Below are 722 nucleotides of genomic sequence, written 5' to 3'. Positions count from 1 at the left end.
GTGGCTCTGCCTGCCAGCAGGTGGAGGCCCGCACCGACTGGGAGGTGGTGGGTGCCGTGGCGCGCCAGCCAGATCCCCGTCTCGCGGGCGAGAGCATGGGGAAGCCACGATAGGTCGTCCGGTTTCAGGTGATCGAGCACACACAGGGGTGCTCTCAGGTCGCGGATGTCGTCGTGGAGCGCGGCGAGGGAGCGGTCCGGCTCGGTGCGGAACTCCTCCAGCGCGGCGAGGAGCCTTCTGAGCGAGGAGGACGTGGAGGCGCGCCCCCACGCATCAGGCTCGTCGTCCTGGTCCGGACAGAGGCAGCCGCCGTCGGGAAGCGGCGGGTCGGGCACTGGAGCGTGGAGCCGGGAGGCGTGATCGAACAGGGAGGGTCGGTGGTCGAGCGTCCAGCGCTCGTCGGCCACGTTCACCGCTGAGAAGAGGTCTCGATTCTCTTGGTCATAGGCGACACCATACTGTTCCCAGTCATCCGTACTGGAGTCGAACTACTTGAGCGTGATCGGCTGCGAGGATCTATCCTTCCGTCTCGCGCTCGCCGCCTGAGTTCATCGATACGGTGATGGCCACCCAGCTGACGCGCATCACGCAGAACGAGACCTAGCCTCGTCCGCCCGATTTTGAGTCGCCTCAAGCAGGGTTAAGGCGGGTTGTTGCGGTCAACGTCGCCGTTCGTGCGCGCGTGTTCGAACGAGCGTCCTCGCTTTGACCTGCCTTCGGCG

Annotated in this window: 1 protein-coding gene; it reads right to left on the bottom strand. The window is 66.1% G+C overall.

The features are described 5' to 3' along the window. A partial coding sequence (locus AWQ68_RS00155) for a hypothetical protein (RefSeq protein WP_218006729.1) occupies positions 1 to 413 on the bottom strand: 413 nt, incomplete at its 3' end. Between the last annotated feature and the right edge of the window lie 309 nt (positions 414 to 722).

This window comes from Microtetraspora fusca (assembly GCF_001570365.1).
Classification (GTDB): Bacteria; Actinomycetota; Actinomycetes; order Streptosporangiales; family Streptosporangiaceae; genus Microtetraspora; species Microtetraspora fusca.
The sequence above is the reverse complement of the archived record's forward strand: the minus strand, read 5'-3'. Positions and strand labels throughout refer to the sequence as shown.